At 44.5% G+C, this 22,825-nt stretch carries 13 protein-coding genes; 9 read left to right on the forward strand and 4 right to left on the reverse strand.

Annotated elements, in window-relative coordinates:
• The first annotated feature begins 527 nt into the window (after nucleotides 1-527).
• The 4 genes from QUB12_RS18690 to QUB12_RS18705 all read left to right on the forward strand — a co-directional run bounded on the left by QUB12_RS18690 (nucleotide 528) and on the right by QUB12_RS18705 (nucleotide 12,133).
• Nucleotides 528-830, forward strand: a complete 303-nt coding sequence (locus QUB12_RS18690) for a hypothetical protein (protein WP_333307959.1) — start codon at nucleotides 528-530, stop codon at nucleotides 828-830.
• A gap of 1,493 nt (nucleotides 831-2,323) precedes the next feature.
• Nucleotides 2,324-7,792 (forward strand): PAS domain S-box protein, encoded by a 5,469-nt coding sequence (locus tag QUB12_RS18695; RefSeq protein ID WP_333307961.1) that lies wholly within the window; start codon nucleotides 2,324-2,326, stop codon nucleotides 7,790-7,792.
• A 281-nt stretch (nucleotides 7,793-8,073) separates the two neighbouring features.
• Nucleotides 8,074-11,148 (forward strand): response regulator, encoded by a 3,075-nt coding sequence (locus QUB12_RS18700; protein ID WP_333147090.1) that lies wholly within the window; start codon nucleotides 8,074-8,076, stop codon nucleotides 11,146-11,148.
• Between the two features lie 10 nt (nucleotides 11,149-11,158).
• On the forward strand, nucleotides 11,159-12,133 hold the full coding sequence (locus tag QUB12_RS18705; RefSeq protein ID WP_333107148.1) for a diguanylate cyclase: 975 nt from the start codon (nucleotides 11,159-11,161) through the stop codon (nucleotides 12,131-12,133).
• A gap of 566 nt (nucleotides 12,134-12,699) precedes the next feature.
• On the opposite strand, the gene crcB is transcribed toward QUB12_RS18705, so the two are convergent.
• Nucleotides 12,700-13,098 (reverse strand): fluoride efflux transporter CrcB, encoded by a 399-nt coding sequence (gene crcB, locus QUB12_RS18710; RefSeq protein ID WP_333147087.1) that lies wholly within the window; start codon nucleotides 13,096-13,098, stop codon nucleotides 12,700-12,702.
• Between the two features lie 273 nt (nucleotides 13,099-13,371).
• Here crcB and QUB12_RS18715 point away from each other — a divergent pair, with 273 nt between their 5' ends.
• The 5 genes from QUB12_RS18715 (at nucleotide 13,372) to vapC (ending at nucleotide 17,748) form a co-directional block, all read left to right on the forward strand.
• Nucleotides 13,372-14,001 (forward strand): macro domain-containing protein, encoded by a 630-nt coding sequence (locus QUB12_RS18715; RefSeq protein ID WP_333144174.1) that lies wholly within the window; start codon nucleotides 13,372-13,374, stop codon nucleotides 13,999-14,001.
• Nucleotides 14,002-14,382: 381 nt separating this feature from the next.
• Entirely contained in the window at nucleotides 14,383-14,970 is a 588-nt protein-coding gene (locus tag QUB12_RS18720; RefSeq protein WP_333144173.1) for a hypothetical protein, read from the forward strand.
• A 154-nt stretch (nucleotides 14,971-15,124) separates the two neighbouring features.
• Nucleotides 15,125-16,912, forward strand: coding sequence for an aspartate--tRNA ligase (aspS, locus tag QUB12_RS18725; RefSeq protein WP_333144171.1), 1,788 nt, complete (start codon nucleotides 15,125-15,127; stop codon nucleotides 16,910-16,912).
• A gap of 229 nt (nucleotides 16,913-17,141) precedes the next feature.
• Nucleotides 17,142-17,354 carry a type II toxin-antitoxin system VapB family antitoxin gene (locus tag QUB12_RS18730; RefSeq protein WP_333144170.1) on the forward strand — a complete coding sequence of 71 codons (213 nt, stop codon included), beginning with the start codon at nucleotides 17,142-17,144 and terminating at the stop codon, nucleotides 17,352-17,354.
• Nucleotides 17,341-17,748 (forward strand): type II toxin-antitoxin system VapC family toxin, encoded by a 408-nt coding sequence (gene vapC / locus QUB12_RS18735; protein ID WP_333144169.1) that lies wholly within the window; start codon nucleotides 17,341-17,343, stop codon nucleotides 17,746-17,748. Before QUB12_RS18730 ends, vapC begins: the two co-directional genes overlap by 14 nt.
• A 49-nt stretch (nucleotides 17,749-17,797) precedes the next feature.
• On the opposite strand, the gene QUB12_RS18740 is transcribed toward vapC, so the two are convergent.
• From QUB12_RS18740 to QUB12_RS18750, 3 genes are all read right to left on the reverse strand, one after another.
• Nucleotides 17,798-18,064, reverse strand: a complete 267-nt coding sequence (locus QUB12_RS18740) for a type II toxin-antitoxin system RelE/ParE family toxin (protein WP_333144168.1) — start codon at nucleotides 18,062-18,064, stop codon at nucleotides 17,798-17,800.
• A complete protein-coding gene (locus tag QUB12_RS18745; RefSeq protein WP_333144167.1) occupies nucleotides 18,061-18,270 on the reverse strand; it encodes a hypothetical protein in 210 nt (69 codons plus the stop codon). Before QUB12_RS18745 ends, QUB12_RS18740 begins: the two co-directional genes overlap by 4 nt.
• 301 nt (nucleotides 18,271-18,571) lie before the next feature.
• A complete protein-coding gene (locus QUB12_RS18750; RefSeq protein WP_333307963.1) occupies nucleotides 18,572-22,798 on the reverse strand; it encodes a HEAT repeat domain-containing protein in 4,227 nt (1,408 codons plus the stop codon).
• Between the last annotated feature and the right edge of the window lie 27 nt (nucleotides 22,799-22,825).

Raw genomic sequence — 22,825 nt, forward strand, 5'->3', positions numbered from 1 at the left:
AGTAGTCAGTAGTCAGTAGTCAGTAGTCAGTAGTCAGTAGTCAGTAGTCAGTAGTCAGTAGTCAGTAGTCAGTAGTCCGCAGTCAGTAGTCAGTAGTCAGTAGTCCGTAGTCCGCAGTCAGTAGTTAGTAGTCCGCAGTCAGTAGTCCGCAGTCAGTAGTCCGCAGTCAGTAGTCATTAGTTAAAAACTCTGGGAAACTGACAACGGATAACTGCTAATTAATACCAGTTTCGTAAAATAATGCAACGGCAGGTAAGCCCCAAACCATGATGCAATCAGTCATTCTCAATCGAAAATCAAAAATCGAAAATCGAAAATGGTATGACTGGCGAGTATTCAGTCAATTTTCTGTGACAGACGATCGCTTTTTCACCAGCAACAAGACTCGAAAAGCAGCGAGTTGGAGCGCAACTGAAAATATAACCAGCCAAATAATTGAGCTATGGTACAAAATTATCATCGCCCAACTGCCCAGAAATCATGATCGGCCATAGCCTGTGTTAAATATCGCATAGGCGGAACCTTTTTTGTCGGCAGGCACGACTCCAGCTACGGCTGCTTTCAAAATCGATTCCTGGGCTCCCATACCTATACCCAATAAAGTCATTCCTAGCAATCCCCTCTGCCCATTTCCGAACAATACCAATGGGGCAAACAGTGAAGAAAAAATCACTGCCAACATCAGGGTTAAGATGTTGATGCGATCGAACTTGCCTCTCAAAAATCAGGGCTGCGATGGCGTCACTCCCCATCACCCAAGCGTAAAAGAGCGGAATCTGGCTGTCAAATGCGATCGCGCTTCTGTGAAAGTTAGTCGATTTGAGATTTGAGACTTGGGTGTAAGCGCTGAGTCGGAGGATTTGAGATTTGAGATTTACTCCACAGATGAATCTGGGAGGTTGAACTTTCTTCTACAATTTTGAGCTCTCCACCACAAGAGTCGGGGGGTGGTATCCGTTTTTGCACCTCGTCAAAGGTAATGAAGGGAAAATCCCATAGCCAGCCCCAATTAACCCTACAGCAGTATCTAAAGAAACCCAAAACAGCCCCAGCCACCCTTTTTTGATTTCTCAAGCTCCTGCTTCAAAATGGCGCGGATTAAGATAAAATGGCAAAGCTGAGCCGATAACCTAATTGCTTTGCCCGTGCGATCAGCTATCATCAATAACGAAGCTGGCGATCGCGATTGGATAACGTGCAGTTGATCGTCATCGCACTCGATCAATCCCAAAATGTTAACTACGTAAATCCTTTCTTCTTCCGCGTCACGGGTTATATATAGCAATCCTAAATCATTTGTAAAAATATGTAGGGGTAGTGCCCCTGTGCCTACCCCAGTCAAGGCGGGGCAACCGGGCGTGGGTTTTGCCCCTACAAGAATTACACGAATCATTTAGGATTGCTATAGCAATCCTAAATCATTTGTGAATTTTTTACTCCCTCCCCTGGTTCAAGGGGAGGGTTGGGGTGGGGTAAAAAATTTACGACTCCTGCAAGGATTGCTATACACACCAAGAAGTTTTGGGGAAGAATTGGTTTGACAACTTATTACCTTGCTATAGTCAACAGTTAATTAAAACTGTCAACATCATCTGCCAGCAGTGATAGTGAATCCCCTCGCTCCAGCTATGGTTTCTGTTCCAACTGCCAATGTGTAGGGCGGGGATTGAGACCCTCATATCAAATCAAGGAACAGGGAACAGGAAAACCGTTTTATGTAGGAATGGGGATCAAAAGCTGCATCTGAATAGGGTAGAATTATAACAAACTAGATGGGACATTACAAGGTGGGTATTGTGGGATAAAAATTCTCTGCAATCTTAATTGCATTACGGAATGTTTAAACTTGTATCTTTTCCTTAACCATTTTATCTTCTTTACCAAATCTTTATTTTTTTTCTCTAGGGTCTTGTTATGGTTGCTGCAAGCGAGCTTACAGCACTTGGCAACGATAGTGAAATACCCCTTAGTTAAAAAATAGGTCTTTATGACACACTGCCCCTGCTGCTCGAATCAAATGCTGCGTCACGTTCGCCAGCATCAAATCTACTGGTTTTGTCGCCAATGTTGGCAAACAACACCTATTTACAATCTGAACAGATGTTGCTCATCGCCCTCTCTAAATCTAGTTAAAGGGCTAGGGCTTAATGAACAACATTCTTTGTCGGTGAAATCTAATAGCTCACTTGAGGGGGTATAAAGTTTAGATATTGTCTTATGCCTAACCGGTTTTCACGCTCGCAACTTTTTTTATTGCCTCATTAAATTACCCAACTCTAGCCCAAGAAAGGGAATACACATCTATTCATTTATCGCTTAATTTATGATGAGACCTCGACTCAAGGGAATTATAACTTTATGCCAAACACCACTTAAACGATTGCTACCTCTTTTGCTTGGTGTGGTGGCCTCTCTTGCTGTTTTATTTACGTGGCAACAGCTAACCATCAACGGACAAATTCACATCGAGCAGTTAATTCAGCAGGAAGCCAATGCGATTCATTCACAACTGACCCAAGAATTATCAATTCGGATGCTGACACTTCGGCACATGGCGAATCGCTGGGCAGCCAATGGCGGTACACCAAAGGCTATTTGGGAAGCCGATGCTGAGGCTTATGTAAAGGATTTCTACGGTTATCAGGGGATCGCATTAGTCGATCCATCATTTAAAGTGCGATCGATTGTGCCACTGGCTGGGAATGAGGCAGCGCAAAACCTAGATCTTAATCTGGAACTGCGTCGCAAAATCACTTTGCAAGTGGCTCGTGATTTGCGTCAACCTATGTTAACTCGCAATGTTTCCCTCGCTCAAGGTGGTCAAGGATTTCTAGCAAGTTTTCCTTTATTTGTAGGGGAGCGGTTTGATGGGTTTATTGTCGGAGTTTTTAAGTTTAAAACTCTCTTTGACAGTATTTTAAAAGTGCCTCTTGGGTACAAAGTGGCTATATATGATGGCACAGATTTGATCTACGGTCAAGAGCTTTTATCTCATCCTTCACTGCATAAAACAGTTGTAATAAGAGCCTATAGTGCAGAGTGGCGAGTAGATATTTATCCCAACTTATATTTAGTAGGAAAAGAAGATTTTTATTTGCCAACAGTTGTGTTAATTGGTGGCTTAATTTTAGTGTGGCTGCTGATTTTGGTCGTGTATCTCGCACAAGTTAGTTATGGCGAAGTCGATAAATTCAAAAAAGTAAATTGCCAGTTGCAATGGGAAATTCACCAGCGACAACAGGCAGAAATTGGGATCGCTCGACTAGCTGCGATCGTTGAATCTTCGGAAGATGCCATTATCAGCAAAGATTTAGAGGGTGTAGTTACAAGTTGGAATGTAGGAGCCGAAACAATTTTTGGCTATACAGCCGCCGAAATAGTAGGGCAATCAGGGAGAAAACTGATTCCCGCAGACTATCGAGATGAGGAAAACGAAATTATCACCAAAATCCAGCGAGGAGAACGCATCAAACACTACGATACAAAGAGGCTGAGGAAAGATGGAACATTAATCGATGTCTCGATGAGTGTCTCCCCCATTAAAGACCAAGCAGGGAATATAATTGGAGCCTCAAAGATTGGCCGGAATATTGCTGACCGCAAACAAGCAGAAGCAGCACTACGTGAAAGTGAAGAACGCTGGGAACTTTCTGTACGCGGGAACAATGACGGCATTTGGGATTGGAATGTTCAAACCAATGAGGTCTTCTTTTCTAGTCGTTGGAAGGAAATGCTGGGCTATGAAGACCATGAAATCCAAAACATGCTAGACGAATGGGCTAATCTGGTACATCCCGATGATTTGGGATGGGTGATGCAAGTCATTCAAGATCATTTTGCCAAGAAAACTCCTTTTTATATCACAGAACATCGCCTTCGCTGCAAAGATGGTTCCTACAAATGGATTTTGGATCGCGGTCAGGCGCTTTGGGATGATGCAGGTAACGTAATTCGGATGACTGGCTCTCACACCGACATTACGGAGCGCAAGCAAGCTGAAGTTGCTTTACAGGTCAGCGAAGCCAGATATCGGCAATTGATCGATAACTTAAATGCGGGTTTTGTGATTCATGCGACAGATACCAGCGTCCAATTATGTAATGAAACGGCCGCTGAATTACTAGGGTTTTCAATGGATCAAATACTGGGAAAACCCGTGAGCGATCCGGCATTGCATTTGGTGCGGGAAGATGGCAGCGAGATGCCCCTAGAGGAATATCCCGTGAATCAGGTTTTATCCAGTGGAAGTTCCATCAAAAATTATGTTTTAGGAATTAAAAAAGAAATTGATAGTTGTGTTTGGGTATTAGTTAATGCCTACCCGGAACTCGATCGCCACGGTCAAATCACACAAGTTGTAGTTACGTTTATTGATATAAGCTCGCGCAAAAAAGTAGAGCTGGAAATCCAAAAAACTCGCAATTTCTTACAAGCACTGCTGGATAATTTACCAGTTGCGGTTTTTGTTAAGGACGCACAGCCTAAACAATTTGGTGTATTTCAGTTTTGGAATAAAACCAGCGAACGGTTATTTGGCATTTCAGCCGAACAAGCGATCGGCAAAACTGGCTATGATTTGTTCCCAACAGAACAGGCTATCTTTTTTGACCAAAAGGATAGAGAAGTTTTTGATAAAGGTAAGACTGAGGATATTATCGAGGAAGTCATTGACAGTCATAGTCTGGGAAAACGTTGGCTGCATACGGTGGAGATTCCCATTGACGATGAACAGCATCAGTCCCAGTACCTACTTTGTTTTTCAGAAGATATCACCGCTCGCAAACAAGCAGAAGCAGAGCTTAGAGAACTGAGTGAAGTGATGAAAAATGCGCTGTCCGGCATTTCCAAACTGGATGTACAAGGGCGTTACCTCTATGCCAATAAAGCATATTCTGACGTGACAGGCTATCAGCCAGAAGAAATGGTGGGGATGTCTTGGGAAAAAACCGTACATCCCGATGAGTTGAAAAAACTGGTTGCAGCCTATTGGCTGATGGTGCAAGAGGGCAGAGTTGAAGTTGAAACGAAAGGAGTCCGTAAAGACGGTTCTGTTTTTTATAAGCAATTGGTGATGATTTCAACTTACGACGAACAGCATCAATTTTTGGGGCATTACTGCTTCATGAAAGATATTAGCGATCGCAAAAAAGCCGAACTTGCACTAGAAAAGGAACTCTTGCGGAGTAAAACCTTCTTCAACACTTCACTGGACGGTGTTGTTGTCATGGATCGCGTGGGAAAAGTTGTCGAAGCTAGCTGCAGTTTTGCTCAAATGCTGGGCTACACCCTAGAAGAAACCCTAAATCTGAGTGTGTTTGATTGGGATGCTGAATGGACGAAGGAAGAACTACAACTTATACTCCAGAGAGATGAGGTTATTCCGCTGTTTGAGACGCGACATCGCCGCAAGGATGGTTCCGTGTATGACGTGGAAATTAGCTGGAACCGAGTGGAATTAGAAGATGAGATGATGAACTTCTGTATCTGCCGGGATATTAGCGAGCGTAAACGCAACGAAGCCGATCGCCAACAATCCGAAATCGAGTTAAAAATCTCTCAAGCGCGATTTGCCGGAATTTTAGAAATTGCCAGCGATGCGATCATTTCGATCAATACCAATCAGCAAATCACTTTGTTTAACAAGGGAGCTGAACAAATTTTTGGTTACGCGGCTGAGGAAATTTTAGGGAAACCCCTGGCGATGTTGATGCCCTCGCGCTTTGCCGATGCTCACCATCAGCACATCAGCCACTATGCCCATAAGGGAGGCTCTGCAAGGCAAATGGCAGAGCGAGGAGCCATTTTTGGACGACGCAAAGATGGCTCAGAGTTTCCGGCAGAGGCTTCCATTGCCAAGATCGAGATCAACGGTGAAATTATTTTTACTACCTTTCTGCGAGATATTACAGCTCGACAACAGGCAGAGGAAGCTCTGCGCTATCAGAAAGAGATGTTTCAAACAATCGTCGATAATATCCCAGTGATGATTGCTTTATTTGACAGGCAAGGTCAAATCGAATTGCTCAACCCGGAATTTGAAAACATTTTAGGTTGGCCGCTAGAAGATTGGCAGCAAAAAAATATCTTAGCTGAGTGTTATCCTGACCCGGTTTATTGCCAAAATGTCTTAGAACATATGCTATCGGCAACCGGGAAGTGGAAGGATTTCACAACACTGACTGCCACCGGACAGCAGTTAGAGACATCTTGGGCAAACGTGCGGCTTTCTAGCGGGCATTTTTTGGGCATTGGGCAAGATATTAGCGATCGCAAACAAAAAGAACTGACACTGCAGCACGCAATGGAAGTCGCAGAAGAAGCGAACTTGGCAAAAAGTACCTTCCTAGCCAATATGAGCCACGAATTACGCACTCCCCTCAACGTGATTCTAGGATTTGCTCAGGTAATGACCCATGACCCCTCTCTAACTCCAAACCAAAAAGAAGACCTGCAAACAATTCGGCGGAGTGGGGATCACCTCTTGAGTTTGATTAACGATGTGTTGGATCTTTCCAAAATTGAATCGGGACACTTCACCGTTGAAGAAAGCGGATTGGACTTAATTGCGCTACTGCATTCCCTCCGAAATATGTTGGCGGAACGAGCAAGTTCTAAAGGACTTGACCTTTGTTTCGAGATTGCGCCAGAAGTCCCCCAATTTATGCTTGTCGATGCTCAAAAACTGCGTCAGGTTTTGCTCAATCTGCTGAGTAATGCTATCAAATTTACCCATCAGGGAACCATTACTTTGCAAGTCAGCATTGAGGCGAACGGTACAGGGGAATTAGCCACAACTCGGCCGATTCTCCAGTTTGTAGTCGCTGACACAGGTGTAGGGATTGCACCGATCGAACTCAATACCATCTTCGATGCGTTTGTGCAAGCCCAAGCTGGGAAGCTATTGACCGGCGGTACTGGGCTAGGTCTAACCATTAGCCGCAAATTGTTGGAACTCATGGGCGGAGAAATTTCTGTCACCAGCACTCTGGGAGAGGGGAGTACCTTCACTTTTACCCTTCCCGTCAGCCCCATCAGTGGAGTTAATGTTACGCCCGAAGAGAATAATCGCCTCGTGATTGGGCTGGCTCCCGGTCAACCGGATCGTCGCATTTTGGTGGTTGACGATCAAGCAGAAAATCGCTTGCTAATGGTCAGATTACTGACACAATTAGGATTAGAGGTAAAAGAAGCTACCAACGGACAGGAAGGGGTGCAGATTTGGCAAGAATGGCAACCCGACCTAACCTGGATGGACATTCGGATGCCCGTGTTAGATGGATACGAGGCTACGAAGCAAATTCGGGCAATGGAAGACGGACAGAACAGTACCATTATTGCACTTACGGCCCAGGCTTCCCAGAGCGATCGCACCCTAGCCTTGGCTGCTGGCTGCAACGACTACATCAGCAAGCCCTTCCGGGAACAAACCCTATTTCTTAAGATGGCGGAATACCTAGGTTTAGAATATGTATATCTGGAAGAGGAAACAGAAAACGGGGAACGGGGAACAGATTGTTTTCCTTCTTACTTCTGTTCTGTTGCCTCTGGGCTTTCAGATTCCCTCGATCCAACGCTTCTGGCGACATTACCAAAAGAATGGGTGGTTGAGTTGCAAGATGCTGCTTTATGTGGGGATGATGTGGCGATCGTTGAACTGGTAGCTCAACTTTCCTCTGACCTCGCTCAATTGGGTAGTTATGTGACGGAACTCGCCAACCAGTATCAATTTGAGAAAATCCTTAATCTAATTCAAGGTAATTTCCAAATAGGAATTTCTCCATTGGAGTTATAAGCTGTTGTGCAGTTAAAACTGTTTATTCCCCGGAGATCCCCCTAAATCCCCCTGATTGTTGGGGAGTAGGGGTTGACTTTGAGTAAGTTCTTGTCCCCCCCTTAAGAAGGGGGGCTAGGGGGGATCGGGCTTAACTGAACCGTATTGATTTATAAGCTGTTGTGCAGTTAAACGTTTGATTAGGACTAGGGAATTAGGAACAGCTAACAAGAATTAAATTTAATTATTGGTAAATCCTGAAAAAACTGTCCTTAATTTTTATTGATAATTACTGCTCTAAAATGCCTCAGAAAAATCCCAAAATTTTCCAATTCACTCCTTTAAATTTAAAAATTTTAGAGGAATGCAGTGAAGAATCCGTGTATGCTCCCGGTCATATTCAGCCACACGGAATCGTTTTATTGATGCAACGAAACAGCCTCAATATTTTACAAGTCAGTGAAAATGTAGAACAGTTTTTGGGCATTTCTGCCGAAGAATTGCTAGGTCAGCCATTGCCAGAGTTATTGGGTCACGATCGAGTACAAGAAATTGTTAGGTATTTAACTCAAGAACAACTAAACATTCATAAGGGTTTCGATCTAAAAATCCCTCTCAAAGACGGCTCGATTCAAACATATAGAAGCACACTGCATCAGCTACCAGATGAGTTGATTCTGGAGATCGAACCCCAATTGACTATTGAAAATAATCATTCAATCGATTTTTACGATCGTCTGCAAACAGTTATCCTGAACTTTCGCAGTGCGATCGGTCTTTCGGATTTAGCTCAAACCATTGCTAGAGAAGTGAAAGCCATGACCGGGTTCGATCGCGTGATGGTCTATCGCTTTGAAGCCGATGATCATGGGGTGGTGATTGCTGAAGAGAAAGAAAGCTATCTAGAAAGCTACCTGGGATTGCATTACCCGGCGATCGATATTCCCGTACCCGCCCGCCAATTATTTTACAGCAATTGGGTGCGCCAAATTCCCAATATTAATTACACCCCCGCCCGCCTAATTCCCACCAACCATCCCCTAACCAATACACCCCAGGATCTAAGTGCTTGTGTGTTAAGGGGAGTATCTCCCTACCACATTGAATATTTGCAGAATATGGGAGTGGCTGGGACACTGACGATTTCGTTAATTGACGATCGGCGCCTCTGGGGATTAATTGCCTGTCACCATTACAGCCCGCGATTGGTAGATTACGAAACTCGTAAAACCTGTGAATTTTTAGGACAATTTGCCTCGATCGAACTGGTGCATCAGCAAGAGCGAGAATTGAACGTTTACCGATCGCAGGCGAAAACTATTCAGGATCAACTTCAGCAGGCATTCCGGCGAGATTCTAATTTTATCGCACAGGTATTGACCGAAAATGCTTCTCAATTGCTAGATTTAGTTCATGCTCATGGAGCTGCAATTCTGCTCGATGGTCGTCTGACATTGGTAGGTAAAACACCATCTGAAGCTGAGGTTGACGAACTCGTGCAGTGGTTGCTGCAACAGAACAAAGAACGAGTGTTTGCAACAGCTTCTTTGTCTCAGTTTTATCCCCAAGCGAAGCAATTCAAAGATCGAGCTAGCGGTGTTTTAGCAATCTCAATCTTGCTATGCTACGCCAAACAAAAGTCATACCACATCCTTTGGTTCCGACCAGAGCAAATTCAAACAGTAAACTGGGCAGGTAATCCACAGGATGCTGTGTCGATCGACGAAATTGGAAAAATGCACCTGTGTCCCCGCAAATCCTTTGAACTGTGGCAAGAGACAGTGCGGGAGATGTCTTATCCGTGGCAGATTGCAGAGTTAGAAGCTGCTGCCGAAATGAGACATATCCTCATGCTGGCGGTGTTAGAATTTTCGCAAGCTGCCCTAGAACACGCTGCAGAAAGGGCCGCCATCGCCAACCGTGCCAAAAGCCAGTTCCTTGCCAACATGAGCCACGAGCTCAGAACGCCACTCAACGCCATTCTGGGATTTACCCAGCTTATGAACCGCAGCCCCCATATCCCAGAAGAATTTCAAGAGCATTTAGGCATCATTACCCGTAGTGGAGAACACCTGCTGACATTGATCGACGATGTTTTGCAAATGTCTAGGATTGAAGCAGGGCAATTGGTACTGAGTACAAGCTGTTTTAATCTGCATCGACTGCTGGGTTCTATTAACGAGATGTTCACTCTCAAAGCGGGTGAGAAAGGGTTACATCTTAGCAGCGAGTGGGATGCTACTGTCCCCCGTTATGTCTGTGGCGATCAAGCAAAACTTCGCCAAATCTTGATTAATCTGCTTGGGAACGCGCTCAAATTTACAACAACAGGAAGCATAGCCCTGCGGGGACGAGCTTTTTCATCTGATGATATGCCATGCGGTACAAATTGCGATCGCCCCACTAATCCATCCGATATTAAACCCACTATTACCCTGTCTCTCGAAGTTGAGGATACCGGATCTGGCATTTCTCCCTCAGATTTAGAATCAATTTTTGACGCCTTCAGGCAAAGCAATCGCGATCGTCACGATCGAGGAACAGGTTTAGGACTGTCTATCAGTCGTGAGTTTGCGCGTCTGATGGGAGGCGATATCACCGTGCGAAGCACCCTGGATCGAGGATCGACTTTTACCTGCCAAGTCGTTTTGGAACTACCAGAATCCCTTGATTTAGAGGAACCTGAAATTAGCGATCGGATTATCGGGATCGAACCTGGGCAACCTATCTACCGAATTCTAGTAGTAGAAGACGTTCCAGAAAATCGGCAACTGCTGGTGACGCTGCTGGAGTCAGTTGGGTTTGATGTGTGTGCGGTGGAAAATGGGGTAGAGGCGATCGATCGTTGGCAAACATGGCACCCTGACCTGATTTTGATGGACATTCAAATGCCTGTCATGGATGGTTATGAAGCGACGAGACAGATTCGAGCACAAGAGTCATTAGTCATGAGTCATGAGTCATCAGCAGACACGAGAGAGCAAATGACACGCATCATTGCCCTCACTGCCTATGCTTTTGAAGACGATCGCATCGCCAGCCTGCAAGTCGGTTGCGATGACTACATTGCCAAGCCGTTTACTGAAGGCACACTTTTCGACAAAATAGCTCATCACTTGGGCGTCCGCTACTGCTACGCCGAAAAAAATTCACCAGACTCATCAGCTTCGCCACCAAAGATATTTACTCCCGACGTAAAAACCATGCCCACCAAGTGGATTGCAGAAGTTCATGAAGCAGCACTCGATCTTAGTGATAATAAGCTTTATGAACTTATCGCTCAAATTCCCAAGGAGAAACAAGATTTCATCGAGGCGATGACATCTCTGGTCGATAACTTTCAGCTTGAAGCGATCGCAACTCTCACCCAGATTTAGGAAAAAGACCATGACAGCTTTATTCAAACTTGCCGCCCAAACGAATATTCTCATCGTGGATGATACCCCAGACAATTTGCGCCTGTTAGCCAAAATTCTAGAGTCACAGGGCTATATTGTGCGTAAAGCGCTCAACGGCAGAATGGCACTCCAAGGTGTTCATCGCGACCCACCGAGTCTAATTTTACTTGACATCAATATGCCGGAGATGAATGGGTACGAAGTCTGCCAAAAGTTAAAAGCATCGGAAGCGACTGCTCAGATACCGGTTATTTTTATCAGTGCGCTCGAACGACTAGAAAACAAGGTACGAGCCTTTGAACTGGGTGGTGTAGACTATATTACCAAACCCTTTCAAGAGCAGGAAGTGCTGATGCGAGTAAAAAATCAATTACTCATCCAACAGCAACGCCAACAACTGCTCGAACAAAATAAACGTTTAGAACACGAAATCCAAGAACGTCTGAGGGCAGAAGCAGAAGTAAGGCAGCTATCCGTGACCGATCAATTAACTGGATTATATAACCGACGAGGCTTCTTTTTACTAGCCGATCAACAACTAAAAATTGCTCGACGCACACAAACATCCTATTTTATTTTATTCGCTGACTTAGATGGTTTGAAAAAGATTAATGACACTTTCGGACACGAAATGGGAGACAGAGTAATCGTTGACGCAGCTCAAATATTAAAGCAAACCTTTCGTGAGGCGGATATTGTGGCTCGACTGGGAGGAGATGAATTTGCTTTATTTATTCCTAACTTTTCGGGAGATTCATCTACTAATTTCCATGCTCGGCTGCAAGAAAATATAGATCGCTTTAATCAAAAGTCTGAGCGAGCTTATATATCAATAAGCCTGGGTGTGGAGTTTGGGGATTTAAACAATGAAGTTTTATTAGAGCAATTGCTGGCCAAGGCTGACAAACTCATGTACGAGCATAAACGCACCAAACACTGTTTAAATCCTCAACCGTTCTTTTGAGAACAGCGATATCGGAGGGCCATAAGCATTATTTATTAAACGTGAGTTTAACCGAGAAAGAGTAAACTGAAAACAAGATAGGGAAACAGCTTGAAGACTTTAGCCCCTCAGCCGCCAAACACGATTCTCTCCCTGTATTAGGTTAAGGGTGTGTGATATCATGTCCAGTCGAGCGAGATCGATTTTTGTAGGGGCGGGTTTCCCAACAATACCTGCCAATAATTGACAATCTCAAAAACCCGCCCCGACCGGGATATTAGCGTTAATCGATCGGACATGATATGAGATCAAAAAACTTAGTAGGTATTGTCCACAATCCTGAGATCAAATCGAGTGACTGATGCTATATGGGTGGGAGCATCTCATATTGGTAAAAATACTTCTTCTAGCTCCTTCCTTATGCCTCTTTCCTCCTGCCTCCTGCCTCAAAACTCCTGCCTCACAACCTCAAAACTCCCATTTCTAGCTGGGCTGCTTTCATTGAGATGCTCCAGTATGGGTGGAGAGTTTGCCTACAGTTGCATTTATTTCTTAAACTGGTATTATTTGGAAAAAACCGATTTTATCTATTTGCCAATTCGTGCTATAATCACACCTAACTGAACTGCAATTACTCCTAGTATGGCACTGCCGGCCCAGTAAAAAGCGGCGATGCTGTAAGATCGATCGCGCCACAAGACATTCGTCTCTAAACCGTAAGTTGAAAAAGTAGTATAAGCTCCCAAAAAGCCCGTTGCTACCATTAACCGTACTTCCGACGGAATAGTCGGCACTCGTTCAAAAGCGAGGGTGATAAAAAATCCCATAGCCAAGCAACCCGTGATGTTAATAAAAAAAGTTCCGTAGGGAAAAGCCGTCCCGAAACGATTGGCAAACCACAAGGTGATATAATACCGGCTCAAAGCGCCGGCAACCGCACCTAAACTAATTGCGATCGGGTGGCGCAGATTGGGGTATTGCAGCATACAGCTATTCAATATTTGCTACTTGATATAGAGATGGATTTTAGATTCAGCGGACTTATGTAAAGTATTGTAGGATTAAATTGGCGATCGCTCTATAGCAATCCTAAATCATTCTCATAATTATTGTAGGGGCAATCCGACCCCTACTCCCCGTGGTTGCCCGATAGATAGGGGGTAGGCACGGGGAGTAGGGGTAGCACTACCCCTACAAATTTATCGGAATCATTTAGGAGCGCTCTAGCTGTTCGCAATTAAAATTAAGAGAGAGTATTTATGCAAATTGTGCTGGCTACCTTAGACGATGGCTTAGTTAGAGCCTGGGAAAGCACTTGCGGCAGTATGGAAAATGTCAAGATACATCACGGTTCAATATTTGATGTGAAATGTGATGCTATTGTTAGTCCGGGGAATAGTTTTGGTTTCATGGACGACGGCTTAGAGTTAGAAATTTCGGAATATTTTGGAGGGCAGGTTCTTGAACGCTTGCAAAAACTAATTCAGGCTCGACATCACGGCGAACTCTTAGTAGGAATGGCAGAAATTGTAGACACCGATCATGCTGAAATTCCATATTTAATAGCTGCCCCAATTATGCGCGTTCCCACAGTTTTAAGAGAAACAGTAAATGTTTATCTAGCAACCCGCGCTATTTTGACTCTCGTAAAATTTGGCTCAGTCCCAGATGGAACACCAGTGAAACATATCATTGAAACTATCGCTATTCCCGGCATGGGTACGGGAATGGGTAAAGTGCCGCCAGATATCTGCGCCAATCAAATGAAAGTTGCGCTCGAAGATATCCTCTTATCTCAGTACGAATTTCCTCAATCTTTACTGCACGCTCAAAGGCGTCACCACTTGTTATATACGGACGATAGCGAAGATTTGCAGTTGGAAGATTGAAACTCTTAAATTTGCCAGTTTTATTGTGTTGAGAAACCAAGTTTATTGGTGTGTGTTTTTTTAGGTAGAGAGACTTATCACAAATTTAAGTGCGCTAAACCGTACCTGCAAGTTGGCGGTATCCTACACACTAGAGCAACTTTGGTAGATATAATGTAATAGAACTGAGGTCATTCCAACTAGGTAAGCGCGGATACAAAAGTTGATAAAGCTGGAACAATAATTGCCTAGTTCTTATTAAATGCCAGAATTCCTTCTGGCGCTACAGGTACAAAGTCTGTATAAAAGACCACAATTCCTTCTGGCGCTACACATACAAAGTCTGCGTCCGGGGACTGTTAGTTTTTTTCAAAATGTTTGCTACCACAGGAGAAGATTGATATGACAGATCCAAAAGTAACCGAGGAACCAGTTTTAGAGGCAACTCTCGAAACGACGGAGCTCGTCAAACAAGAGATGCCCGACGCGACTGATGAGGCGATCGCAGAAACTGCGGCGCTGTTTGAAGCAATTAAAAAACGCGCCACCGCCGAAGTGCAAGCAGCGGGCGAACTCACCCGCGAAGCTTATTTAAAAGCTGTCAATAAGGCCTCCGGGGCGATCGAAGAAAATAAGGATCTCGCCCACGAGAGATTCACAGAAGCAGTCAAGCTGATTAAAAAAGAAACTGAGAAAAATTGGCTGGTGGTAGATGCGATTAAAACGCGGGCGCAAGCGCAGGTGCAAGATGCTGGCGAAGTCAGTCGCGAAGCTTATTTGAAAGCAGTGCGACAAGCGCGAGAAGCGGTGGAACAAAATAAATTGATCGAACGCGATCGCATCGAACAAGCTGTTGACCACATTCACACGGAAGCTGAAAAGAATTGGCACCTTATTGTGAAGCAAATTGAGTCGATCGGCACTCGCTTGACGGATGCGGCTAAGTCTGCATGGAACGCGCTGACGGCGTTTTTTGACAAGAAGGATTAAACTCAGATATGACACCATTTTAAAGCACAGGCAAGATGCCTGTTCCACAAAGATTGAATTTTCTTGTGGCACAGGCATCTTGCCTGTTCATAAAAGGTTTTGACACTAAGCGCTATAATCAAAAAGCATTATTTTTAGTCCATAACCCCCAACCATGAGAAGTTACTACTGCGGCGAACTGCGAAGCGAACACATCGGAGAGACTGTCACCCTTTACGGCTGGGTGGATCGCCGCCGCGATCATGGCGGGGTGATTTTTCTGGATGTGCGCGATCGATCGGGTATTGTGCAAATTGTCAGCGATCCTGAACGCACCCCCGATTCCTATCACGGGGCTGAGGCTTTACGCAGCGAATACGTGGTTAAAATTACTGGGCGAGTCACCAACCGCCCCGAAGAGTCCCTCAACCCGAAATTGCCTACGGGTGAGGTGGAAATTTATGCTGACGAAATTGAGTTGTTGAATGCGGTTCGCAAACAGTTACCGTTTCAGGTGGCGACGGCAGAAAATGAAAGCGTGCGCGAAGATTTGCGCCTGAAATATCGCTATTTGGACTTGCGGCGCGATCGTATGAGTCGCAATTTGCAACTTCGCCACCAAGTTGTGAAAGCTATGCGTCGCCACCTGGAAGATGTGGGAGGTTTTATTGAAGTTGAAACACCGATTTTAACTCGATCGACTCCTGAAGGTGCGAGAGATTATTTAGTGCCCAGCCGCGTCAATTTGGGCGAATGGTACGCTTTGCCGCAGTCGCCGCAGTTGTTCAAACAATTGTTAATGGTTTCGGGTTTGGACAGATATTATCAAATTGCCCGCTGTTTCCGCGATGAAGATTTGCGCGCCGACAGACAGCCGGAATTCACACAATTAGACATGGAAATGAGTTTCATGTCTTTAGAAGAAGTTATCGAATTAAACGAAGGTTTAGTCTCCCAGATTTTCCAAAGTGTCAAAGGCATAGAATTGCCTCGTCCTTTTCCGCGTTTGACTTACGCTGAAGCGATGGATCGCTATGGTAGCGATAAACCGGATACTCGCTTCGGTATGGAATTAGTCGATGTTTCCGATTTGATGAAAGATTCGGGATTTAAGGTATTTTCCGGGGCGGTTGCTGCGGGCGGAATTGTGAAAGTTTTGCCGATTCCGGGCGGGAATGATGCCATTTCTAACGTGCGGATTAAACCGGGTGGCGATTTGTTTAAGGAAGCCAGCGAAGCCGGTGCGAAGGGATTGGCTTACATCCGCGTGCGGGATAACGGCGAAATTGATACGATCGGCGCCATTAAGGATAATTTGACGGAAGCGCAAAAACAGGAATTGCTCGATCGCACGGGCGCGCAACCAGGTCATTTGTTGTTATTCGCAGCGGCTGATGTGACAACTGTCAATAAGACTTTGGATAGATTGCGTTTGTTCGTGGGTAACGAATTGGGATTGATTGATAAAGACAAGATGAATCTGCTGTGGGTGACAGATTTCCCGATGTTTGAATGGAACGCTGACGAGAAGCGTTTGGAAGCATTGCACCACCCGTTTACTGCGCCGCATCCTGACGATATTAATGATTTGAAAACTGCGAGGGCTCAAGCTTACGATTTGGTGTTAAACGGTACAGAAATCGGCGGCGGTTCTTTGCGGATTTATCAGCGGGAAGTTCAGGAAAAGGTGTTTGAGGCGATCGGCTTATCGACTGAGGAAGCTTACAATAAATTCGGCTTTTTGTTGGATGCGTTTGAGTATGGAACTCCGCCCCACGGAGGCATTGCTTACGGTTTGGATCGGTTGGTGATGCTGTTGGCTGGTGAGGAATCGATTCGCGATGTGATTGCGTTTCCGAAGACGCAGCAGGCGGGTTGTTTGCTGACGAATGCGCCGGCTGGGGTGGATGAGAAGCAGTTGAAGGAGTTGCAAGTGCGATCGACTTATACGCCCAAGTCATAAGTATGTAGAATACCTTGACAATTTAACTATTTGTAAATTCCTGACTTTTTTAAGAAGTCGGGAATCTGGGTAGTTTGAGTTTGGTGTCGTTGATGCAGAGGAGTTAAAGAGTTTGGTTGAGGTTGGTTTCGGTGAGTTGGGGAAACCAGGATTTGGGGAAGTTGGGCTAGGTTAAGGGTTGGGTGTGGCTATGCCATAATGAATGAGAGAATGAAATCCACCATTAACCATGACAACCACCGTTGAACTTAACGAAGAATTGGTTAAAGAAGCCTTTCGCTTAACCAATTTCAAAACAGAAAAAGAATTGATTGACTTTGCTTTGCAAGAATTAATTCGCACCCGTAAAAAGCGGAACCTACTTGATTTAAGCGGACAAATTCAATTTACGACTGAGTACGACTACAAAGCTTTGCGGGAAAACCGAAATGTTTCTGATTGATACATCAGTCTGGATCAGCGTTTTCCGCGACAGGACAGGTGTAGTACGCCAATCCCTGGAAGCAATAATCAATGAGGAAAGTATTTTTCTGAACCGATTTACTCAGATGGAACTTTTGCAAGGTTGCCGAGATGAACGGGAGTGGACACTATTAGAAACTTATCTCCAAGAACAAGACTACATCGAGTCTACGCCTAATACTTGGGTAGCGGCTGCTCGGATTTATTACGATTTGCAACGACAGGGGTTAACGGTTAGAAGTAGTATCGACTGCTGCATTGCCCAACTGGCGATCGAACACCAACTTATTCTAGTTCATAACGATCGCGATTTTGAAACAATTCAGAGAGTGCGATCGCTCAACTGCTTGCGCTTCCGGCCTGACAATAATTAAAGATTAATTTTAGTTTGAGTTGGTGAGGATGGGGTGAAGGCTAAAATGATTACGGAAAGTATCTGTAAATCTCTTTGCGGTGGAGTATCCTGACGAAATAGACTACGCCATCATTAACTTTAATACCGATTCGGTAATCACCCACTCTAAGGCGATAGTAGTCTGCATCACCTTTTAGTTTTTTAACATTGCTGACTTCATTTAATTTTTCGGCGTTCTCAACTTCTTCTATCGCTTCCTGAATTCTTTGCAACAAATCGGCCTCAAGAATCTTGAGTAAATCCTTTTCAAAGCTCTTTTTAAACTCCACATTCATGGTTGTCTCTTCAGGATTTTGAAAATTTGCTCGCGGCTGACTGTTTCAGTATTTTCGCCTTCTTTGATAGCATTTTCTATCCCTATATCTTCTAGGGCTTCTGTTAAAATTTCAGAAAATACTTCTTTTTGTTCTTTTAATAACTCAAAAATCGCTGCTTTGAGCAATTCTTTAAGTTTGGTTTCGTCTATAGTAATTTCAGACATTGCTTTTTTTCGGGGATTTATTTAAGGTTTTCATTATATCACGAAATCAAGCCGATTTATTTTCATGTTGATGTAAATTAATTAAATTTATTCTAGCCAACGTTGGTTTGCGGGTAGTCAGAAACCGGGTTTTTTCGATAATACTTCGTTACACCTCGTAGAAGCGGCCAAAAACGCGGTTTCTTTGGTTTGCGGGTAGTCAGAAACCGGGTTTTTTGCGAGAATACTGCATCCCGACCTTTAACTAAAGTGAAAAACCCGGTTTCTTTGGTTTTGATGCGTAACTCCCGACAGTCAAAACTTAGGACTCTAGATGAAGTCGTTTGAGCCAGTTTACGACAGTTTGAAGTAAATCGGGGTCATGGGGGGAGAAGGTTTGCAGGGGTGGATGAGGTGAGTCGGTGATGAGACAGATTGTACCGTGGAAGCGGGTAAGGGCATCGAGGAAAGTAGGGCTAAAACCTCGGGCCGCGGCGGATGTGGGGTCTTCGTAGAAGATGAGGATGGGGTGTTTGTTGCTGTGGCGGCGGAGTCGATTCCAGTAGGATTTGAGTTGGGGGAGGGTTTCGGGTTCGCCGTTGAGTCGTTCGGGACAGTTTTGGTCGAGGAATTGTTCGTAGATGTCGAGGGCGGGGTTATCGGAGTCGATGAATTTGCTGGTGTCGATGCAAATTAGCTGTACGGATTCGATTAATTGTGTGTCTGCAAGTCTGGCATCAAGGATGTTGGGTAAATCTGCTAAATTGAGGCTTTGGGTGAAGGGGGTAGAACCGACTCCTGTTGTTTCTGGGACTTCTGGATGGGGTGTGGTGAGTTGATGGTGCCATGCTTGATAGAAAGTTGGGTAAGGCAGATTTTGGGCGCAGTTCCAGATGACTCTGAAGGGAGGTATAAGGAGATCAAAAGCGTTTGCACGTACTTGGGAAGTTAGGTAATTTTTTAATCCTGAGACTACGGTGGCGAAGTGTTTACCTTTCATAATTTTCCCTAAGCTATCTGCCGCTTGGCTCCGAGTAGATTCATACTGAGAAGTATTGATTAACTCGACTAAAGCCGATATCGCAACTGGGTTATCTTTGCTTATTTTCCCTAAGCTATTTGCCGCTTGCCTCCGAGTAGATTCATCCTGAGAAGTATTGATTAACTCAACTAAAGCCGATATCGCAACTGGGTTATCTTTGCTTATTTTCCCTAAGCTATTTGCCGCTTGCCTCCGAGTAGATTCATCCTGAGAAGTATTGATTAACTCAACTAAAGCCGATATCGCAACTGGGTTATCTTTGCTTATTTTCCCTAAACTATCTGCCGCTAGGCTCCGGGTTCTTTCATTATCTGAATTGCGGATTAACTCGACTAAAGCGGCGATCGCCACTGGGTTATCTTTGTCTATTGCCCCTAAGCTATATGCCGCTTCCACCCGAGTATATTCATCACCTGAATTGCTGATAAATTCGACTAAAGCGGAGACCGCCACTGGGTTATCTTTGTCTAGTTCCCCTAAGATACCTGCCGCTGCACTGCGGATATATTCATCCTGAGAAGTATTGATTAACTTGACTAAAGCTGCGATCGCTAATGATTTGTTTTCGCCTCTTTCTGCTAAACTATATACCGCATCTGTCAGGGTATATTTACTAATTGCACTATTAATTAAATCGACTAAAGCTGCGGTCGCCACTGGATTATCTTTGCCTACTCTTCCTAAGTTAAATATCGCTGCTCTCCAGGTATTTCTCGTCTGAGCAGAGTTGATTAAATCGACGAAAGCTGCGAGCGCCACTGGGTGATATTTGTCTATTTCCCCTAAGCTACGTGCCGCGAAACATCGGATATGTTGATTTTGAGCAGAGTTGATTAACTCGACTAAAGCTGCGATGGCTACGGGGTTATCTTTGTCTATTTTCCCTAAGCTATCTGCCGCTTGGTACCGGGTACTTTCATCACCTGAATTATGAATTAACTGGACTAAATCTGCGATCGCAACTGGGTTATTTTTGCCTATTTTTCCTAAGCTATATGCCGCTTGCCTACAAATATCTTCATTCTGTGAAGTACGGATTAACTGTACTAAAGCTGCGATCGCAACTGGGTTATCTTTGCCTATTTTCTCTAATAAATATTCCACCTTCCTCCGGGGATCTTCATTCTGTGAAGTACCGATCAACTGGACTAAAGCGGAGATTACAACTGCGTTATTTTTGTCTATTGCCGCTAAGCTATATACCGCTTGCCACCGGGTATCTTCATTCTGTAAAGTACCGATTAACTCGACTAAAGCGGCGATCGCCCTTTCCCGATCCGTGTCTTTTAGTATCTCCCTTGCTACCTCGAAAATAGGACTAAAAACTTGCAAACTATCCTGTTTTTCTGCAAATCCCCACTTGACAATTTGCGACACAATCTCATCAGCAAGACTACAATCCTTAAACTCAGCAATCCCCGCAGCCGCGAGAAAATACGCCCGAATTTTATAAAAACCAATATCACGCCCATCCTCAAACTCAACCAACGCCTTAATAAACGCTTCCTTCTCATTCTTCCCTACACCCTCCAGCCCGAACCACAGCAAAATCACCTGCTTCCACTGCGCTTCAAAAATCCGATATGCCTTCCCCACCACCGGAAAATCAACATGATTCCGAGGTAAAAAATAATCCCAATCATCCACCGCCAACGCCGCAAAATACTCCTGAAACGTCGCATGATAAAACGCATAGACTGATTCTTCCGGTTCATCAAAATCGATGCCAACCCGATTCAACCATCCCAGAGATAACGCCAATGATAATAAAGAAGTTTCATCGCTTCGATCTCCCAAATACTGACTCACTAACCGATAGGACAAGCGAAAACGACTCGATTTGCCATCAATTGCTGCTTTGGCTAATTCTCCTAACCCTTCATGTAAAAGTTTCTGACACTCATTGTGACTTTTGCCACATAGCTTTTCATATATTTTGATAATTTGCTCTTTCCAGCGATAGAAATACTTAATAAAACTGGCATATAATTTTGCCTGAGTATCCGGTAAAGTTCCCTGTCTCGAACTCCAAATTTGACACAACATCCACAACCGCAACGGATTTTGAATCAACTCCTTGAGACGGGAATTCTCCGACTCTGCTAATTCCGCCTCCAAACTTTCCCCCGTCGCAGCATCCCCCATCCCCGCAAACCAACGGCGAATATACTCCGTAACTTGTTCCGAATTAAACTCCAAATTGCGAAACACATCAAACCCCGAAAAAGCATTTTTATCCGCCTCCCAAACATTCACCCGACAAGTCACCACCACCCGCGCCGCCTGCACCCATGTCCTTGACAAATCTTTCGCTAACTGCTGCATTCCTTGAGTGTTGGCCATTTCATCCACACCATCCAGCAACAACCAAACCCGACTCATTTGTGCTTCTAAATCACCGCGCGTCACTCCTCCTGGACACCGAGACAACCACACCTTTTCCAAATGGTCACAGATACTTTGCGCGCCTAATTCAGCTAAATCTATCCAAATCGGCAACCCCAATTCTTGCTCTAAAATCCAATCAGCAATCTTCTGCAACCGCGTGGTTTTCCCCGCACCCGGTTCGCCAATAATCGCAATTTTTCGCCCTTGACTAATGTCGCTTTTCCCTTGTCGCAATACATCCTCAAAAAACCTTTCTTCAGCAATGGGAATCAGTTTTTCTGTTTCCTTTTCCTTTTCTTCCTGCTGATTCCTTGGCTGAGGTTTGGGTTTTTGGCGTTCAACAATGGCTAAGGGAACATAAACCCCATCGAGTTGCGGAGTCATCCCGCAGGCGTTGGTGAAAGGGTTGGTGGTGAGTTGCTGTTGGTGGGCGAGGTTTTGGCGGCAGATTTCTTGCCAGTTTATGGGTTCTTCTTTAGGTTTAGGAGTTTCATGGGATATCTCGACTGTGACGGAGCCAAATTTAACCTTCCACTTTTCCTCAATTACTTCTAAATTTTCTTTGGGGTTAATCTGATTCTTCAGCTTAAGGGAAAATTTCCAATAACCTTGATTTCTTGCACTAGGTTTAAGGTAAAGTATACCTAAGTCTTTCAGACAGTCGAGAACATCTTGGATTGCCTCTCCTCTTCTCTGGGAGTTATTGACATTCTTTTCATCATTGGGTTGAGAGAGTTCTAACGCCTTTCCTAAGCATTCCACCAATGTACATAAATCTTCCTTAGTTATCCCTTCAACAATTTTGGTTTTGTTGTTGTTGAGTTTTTGCTGAAATTTCCCCGATACCAGCAACTCATTTTCCTTTTCCCATAGCAACTTGAGCGTAGCTTTCAGCTTGTCCCCTGAAACGGCTATTTCCCCATTATCCTGGAACGTAACTTTCAGCTTATCCCCAGCCACGCCAATTTCCCCATTCGTGAGGGCGAGTAAGGCCTCAACCAGTTTGAAAACGTTGTTTTTTGTGGTGGCGTTTTTCCCGTATTTTCGTGCCATCGCTACCTTTTGAATAAAATTCATCGTCGCTTGGGCAAGTTTGCCCAAACCAGTTGGTTTGCCCAAGCGCTTAACCCCGATTATACAAGGGTT

Origin of the sequence: Microcoleus sp. B7-D4 (genome assembly GCF_036705125.1) — a bacterium.
Taxonomy (GTDB): Bacteria; Cyanobacteriota; Cyanobacteriia; order Cyanobacteriales; family Microcoleaceae; genus Microcoleus.

Excerpts from the sequence above, each read along its gene's own strand:
- QUB12_RS18695 (WP_333307961.1), top strand. The coding sequence starts at position 2,324 with ATGATGAGACCTCGACTCAAGGGAATTATAACTTTATGCCAAACACCA.
- QUB12_RS18700 (WP_333147090.1), top strand. The coding sequence starts at position 8,074 with ATGCCTCAGAAAAATCCCAAAATTTTCCAATTCACTCCTTTAAATTTA.
- QUB12_RS18705 (WP_333107148.1), top strand. The coding sequence starts at position 11,159 with ATGACAGCTTTATTCAAACTTGCCGCCCAAACGAATATTCTCATCGTG.
- crcB (WP_333147087.1), bottom strand. The coding sequence starts at position 13,098 with ATGCTGCAATACCCCAATCTGCGCCACCCGATCGCAATTAGTTTAGGT.
- QUB12_RS18715 (WP_333144174.1), top strand. The coding sequence starts at position 13,372 with ATGCAAATTGTGCTGGCTACCTTAGACGATGGCTTAGTTAGAGCCTGG.
- QUB12_RS18720 (WP_333144173.1), top strand. The coding sequence starts at position 14,383 with ATGACAGATCCAAAAGTAACCGAGGAACCAGTTTTAGAGGCAACTCTC.
- aspS (WP_333144171.1), top strand. The coding sequence starts at position 15,125 with ATGAGAAGTTACTACTGCGGCGAACTGCGAAGCGAACACATCGGAGAG.
- QUB12_RS18730 (WP_333144170.1), top strand. The coding sequence starts at position 17,142 with ATGACAACCACCGTTGAACTTAACGAAGAATTGGTTAAAGAAGCCTTT.
- vapC (WP_333144169.1), top strand. The coding sequence starts at position 17,341 with ATGTTTCTGATTGATACATCAGTCTGGATCAGCGTTTTCCGCGACAGG.
- QUB12_RS18740 (WP_333144168.1), bottom strand. The coding sequence starts at position 18,064 with ATGAATGTGGAGTTTAAAAAGAGCTTTGAAAAGGATTTACTCAAGATT.
- QUB12_RS18745 (WP_333144167.1), bottom strand. The coding sequence starts at position 18,270 with ATGTCTGAAATTACTATAGACGAAACCAAACTTAAAGAATTGCTCAAA.